1 protein-coding gene and 2 pseudogenes are annotated in these 5132 nt (G+C 72.7%); all 3 read right to left on the bottom strand.

Annotated features, from left to right (window positions below; translation table 11 throughout):
- Positions 1–92 (bottom strand): annotated as a pseudogene (locus tag ACWELJ_RS33180) (DUF3556 domain-containing protein); the annotation flags it as partial.
- Between the two features lie 110 nt (positions 93–202).
- Positions 203–2491, bottom strand: a pseudogene (locus ACWELJ_RS33175) (amino acid adenylation domain-containing protein); the annotation flags it as partial.
- Between the two features lie 422 nt (positions 2492–2913).
- On the bottom strand, positions 2914–5132 hold a 2219-nt coding region (locus ACWELJ_RS33170; protein WP_452370023.1), incomplete at its 5' end, for a condensation domain-containing protein.

Raw genomic sequence — 5132 nt, 5'->3', positions numbered from 1 at the left:
ATCCGGTACCGCTGACGCTGCCGATGGATGGGTTGCGACTCGAGCACGACCACCCGCAGTTCTCCCGGTTCGAAGCCGCAGCGCCGGTGCAGGCGCGTGCCCAGAAGGCGATCTGGCGAGCCGACACCGACTCCGGGTCGGCCTCGTCGCCCATCCAGGCGCGCTGCCACAGCGCGTAGTCGGCGTACTGCACGGCCAGCGGCGCGAACTGCGGGCGCTGCCCGGCCTGGCGGGCCACGTACGCCATCACCAGGTCGCGCACCAGCGGGCCGATGGAGGCGCCGTCGGCGGCGATGTGGTGGGCCACCACGACCAGGGTGTGGTCGCCGGGGCCCGAGCGCAGCAGCCGGGCGCGCAGCGGCACCTCGGCGGTGACGTCGAAACCCTGTGCGGCCAAACCGAGTACGGTGCCGACCAGCTGATCCTCGGGCACGTCGCGCGGGGTCAGGTCGACCGCTGCGGCGGGCAGTACCATCTGGGCCGGGCCCTGTTCGGCGGCCGGGTAGTAGGTGCGCAGCGACTCGTGGCGCTCGACCACGTCGGCGAAGGCGGCGGCCAGCGCGTCGGTGTCCAGATCGCCGCGCAGGCGCAGCGCGAACGGCATGTTGTCCACCGCGGCCGGATCGAATTCGTCGGCGGCCGGGTCGTATTCGCTGCGCGCGTAGTGGTTGAGGAACCACATGCGCTGCTGGGCGGGCGAGAGCGGGATGTGGTCCGGGCGCGGGCCCGCGATCAGCGGCGGCCGGGCCGGGCCCGCGTTGTCGCCCAGGGCGGCCAGCGCGGCCACGGTCGGGCGATCGAAGAAGTCGCGCACGTCCACGGTGACACCGAGGGTCTCCCGGATACGGGCGATGGCGCGGGTGGCGATGAGCGAGTTACCGCCGATGGCGAAGAAGTCGTCGTCCGCGCCGACCTGCTCGAGGTCGAGCAGGTCGGCGAAGATGGCCGCGACCGCTTCCTCGGCCGGGGTCTCCGGCGCACGGTAGACGGTGGCGGCCTCGGCGAAATCCGGTTCGGGCAGTGCGCGGCGGTCCACCTTGCCGTTCACGTTCAGCGGCAGCGCGGCCATCGGGACCAGCAGCGACGGCACCATGTACTCGGGCACGTGCACCCGCACCGTGGACAGCACAGCGGCACTGTCGATCTCGTGACCGGCGGCGGGCACCACATAGCCGACCAGGGCCTGTTCGCCGTTGGCACGGGTGTGCATGAGCACGGCCGCGTGCGCGACGGCGGCGTCGCGGCGCAGCGCGGTCTCGACCTCGCCGAGCTCGATGCGCAGACCGCGCATCTTCACCTGGAAGTCGCTGCGGCCCACGTATTCCAGCTCGTCGGGGCCGTTGTCCGGGTTCGACACCCAGCGCACCAGGTCGCCGGTGCGGTACATGCGGTCACCGGCGGGGCCCTCGGGGTTGGCCACGAAGCGCTCGGCGGTGAGGCCGTAGCGGCCGGTGTAGCCGCGGGCCAGCTGCGGGCCCGCGATGTAGAGCTCACCCACCACGCCGACCGGCACCGGGCGCAGATCCTGGTCCAGGACCAGCACTTCCACGTCGTCGCCGGGGTTGCCGATCGGGATGGAGTCGATGTCGGCGGCGGTGACCTCGTGCGAGGTGGCCAGCACGGTGGACTCGGTCGGGCCGTACACGTCGAACAGGGTGGCGCCGCTGACGCTGCGGAAGTCAGCGGCGATTCCGACGTGGACGGCCTCGCCACCGGAGAGCAGGTAGCGCAGCGAATCGGGCATCTCCTCGCCGCGGCGCATCACCTCGCCCACCAGTTCGGCCAGCATGGAGGGCACGAAGAACGCGGTGGTGACCCGGGATTCGCGGATCACGTCCACCAGGTAGGCGGGGTCCAGGTGGCCGTCGGGGCGGGCCATCGCGACCCGCGCGCCGGTGGTCAAGGGCCAGAAGATCTCCCACACCGAGGCGTCGAACGTGGTGGAGGTCTTGTACAGCACCGCGTCGGCGTCGGTGAGCCGGAACTGCCGCTGCTGCCAGCGCAGGAAGGCGATCACCGCGCGATGCGGGATGGCCACGCCCTTGGGACGGCCGGTGGAACCGGAGGTGAAGATGACGTAGGCCAGGTTGTCCGGGCCCGGCTGGGGTAGCTCCGGGTCGTCGGCCGGGGACAGCAGCCGGTCGCCGTTGATGCCCAGTTCCCGTGCGTTGTCCTCGAATTCGTCGATGCGCAGCACCGGGGCGGCGATCTCGAAGGGCGGGTGGTCGGCGGTGGTGGTGAGCACCACCGCGGGCTGGGCCACCTCGAGCACGTAGGAGGTGCGCTCGGCCGGGTGGTCCGGATCGATCGGCACGTACGCGCCGCCCGCCTCCAGGATGGCGAACATGCCGACCAGCAGCTCGAAGGAGCGGCGCACCGCCAGGCCCACCAGCACGTCCGGGCCGACCCCCAGGGTGCGCAGGTGGCGGGCGAGAACCGTGACGCGCGTGGCGAATTCGGCGTAGGTGAGGGTCTCGCCGTCGTAGTCCATGGCGATGGCGTCCGGGGTGAGCTGGGCCTGCGCCCGGAACTGGGTGCTGAGCGTCTCGACCGGGGCCAGCTTGGGGTCCAAGACATCGGCGGCGGCCAGCACGGCGTCGTCGACCAGGGCTTCCAGCGCCGCGGTCAGGCCACCCGCCTCGCCGTCCATCAGGCCGGGCAGCTGGCCCGAGACCACCACCTGGATCAGCGCCTCGGGCTCGAGCGCGCCGCCCATCGCCTCGCTCAGCATCGCGATCTCGGCCGCCAGCACGCCGTAGGCGACGGTGTCGCCGGCGTAGCGCAGCGCGACGCGTTCGGCGTCGAGCTCGGCCACCACGGCGATCAGGCATGGTAGGTCGCCCACACCGTAGGCCCGGCGCAAGGCCGTGGCGCGTCCGGTCCGAGTGGTGGCGATCGACTCTGCGTAGTACATCAGAGGCTTCCTTCCGACGAGCTTTCCGAGCGAAGGACCAGGGCCTGCGCGTCCGCGGTGAGCGTGCTCAGGGCCTGACGGAGTCCGGCCGCGCCGAGGGCGGCCAGAATGCCGGGCACCAGCCCGGCGAGTGCCACGTTGACCAGCGCCTCCGGTTTCGCGGCGGCGCCCATGGCGCGGGCGGTGACGGCGATCTTCTCGGCGAGATCCCGGTAGGTCACCGTGTGCTCGCCGTGGGTGAGGGCGACCGCTTCGGGAGCGGTGGCCGACGCGGCGGCGATCAGTGCGGGCAGATCGGCCGGGGCGTCCGAAGACGGCTCCGGCGCGACGTTTTCGGTCTTCGGCGCACCCGTGCCGGGGCGGCGGCCGCGCTCCGCCTCGGTGCGGATGTCGATGGCGCGCACCGCGACCGCCGGATCGGCGACCACGGCGTCGAGCACCAGCCGCAACCGCTGCGCCAGCAGGCGCACCGAGTCGGCGTCGAAGATGTCGGTGGCATAGGTGAATCGCATGTCCAGGCCGACCACCCGGCCGGCGTCGTCGTGCTGCTCGATACCGGTGAGCTGCAGATCGAACTTGGCCTCGGTGAGCTCCGGTTCGAGCGCCTCGACCGTCAGGCCGGGCAGTTCGGCCGAGACCGGCGCCATGTTCTGGAAGGCGAAGGCCACCTGGAACAGCGGGCTGCCCGAGGCCGACCGGGGCCGGCCGGTGGCCGACAGCACCGCGTCGACCACCCGCTCGAACGGCACGTCGCCGTTGTCGAACGCGGCCAGGTCGCGATCGCGCACCTGACGCAGCAGGTCGGTGAAGGCCAGCTTGGCGTCCACCTCGGCGCGCAGCACCACGGTGTTGACGAACATGCCGATCAGGTCGTCCAGCGCCCGCTCACCGCGCCCGGCGACGGGAACGCCGACCGAGATGTCGCGCTGCCCGGACAGTTTCGACAGCAGCACCGCGAAGGCGGCGTGCACCGCGCCGAACAGGGTCGCGCCGTGCGCCTGCGACAGCTCCGTGAGCTTCGCGACGGTGTCGCCCGCGATCTCGAAAGCGATGGTCTTGCCGAGCATTTCGCGCCGGGCCGGCCGCGGGCGGTCGGTGGGCAGCGCCAACTGCTCGGGGGCGGTGGACAGTTCGTTCACCCAGAACGCCAGCTGCCGCGACTGCAGACTCTCCGGGTCGGTGTCGGAGCCGAGCGCCGCGCGCTGCCAGGCGGCGAAGTCGCCGTACTGGACCTCGAGCGGAGCCCACGCCGGAGCCGCGCCGGTGAGGCGGGAGGTGTAGGCCAGCACCAGATCCCGGGTCATCGGCAGCACCGAGTAGCCGTCGGCGCTGATGTGGTGCAGCACCACGATCAGCACGTGCTCGGCCGGGGCCAGCTCGAACAGCTGGACCCGTACCGGCGGGGCGGCGGTGACATCGAAACCGGCCGTGGCGACCTCGAGCAGGCGGGCGTTCAGGTCCGGCTCCGCCACCGGGACCGGGGTGAGCTCGCCGTCGAGCTCGCCGAGGTCGAGCACCACCTGCACGGCCTCGCCGTCCACCTCGGGGTAGCGGGTGCGCAGGATCTCGTGGCGCTCCAGCACATCCCGCAGGGCGGCGGTGAGCGCGTCGCGGTCCAGCGCGCCGGTGAGGCGGATGGCGACGGGCACGTTGTAGGCGCCCGACTCCGGGTGCAGGCGGTTGAGCACCCACATCCGCTGCTGCGCCAGCGACAGCGGGGCCGGGCCCGCGTCGGTGCGGCGCACCAGCGGGGGCAGTGAGTCGGCGTGGTCGGCGGTGGCGATCCAGGTGGCCAGGCCGGCCACGGTCGGAGCCTCGAACAGTGCCGAGACCGGCACGCGCACACCGAGATCCGAGCCGAGGCGGGCGGCCAGGCGGGTCGCCATCAGCGAGTTGCCGCCCAGGGCGAAGAAGTCGGTGTCCAGACCGACCAGGGTGCCCTCGGCCACCCCGATGACCTCCGCGAAGCCGGCCGCGACAGCCTGCTCGACGGCCGTCACCGGCTCGCGGTAGGCGGCCACCGCGAAGACCGGCTCGGGCAGCCGCGCCCGGTCCACCTTGCCGTTCGCGTTCAGCGGCAGGGTGTCCAGGACCACCAGCGCGGCCGGGACCATGTACGTGGGCAGCTCCGCGCCCAGGGCGGCGCGCAGCGCGGCCGACACCTCTTCGCGGCGCTCCTCGGCGGTGCCGGGCACCGCCGCGTAGGCCACCAGGCGGG

Source organism: Nocardia sp. NPDC004582 (assembly GCF_053602115.1).
The sequence above is the reverse complement of the archived record's forward strand: the minus strand, read 5'-3'. Positions and strand labels throughout refer to the sequence as shown.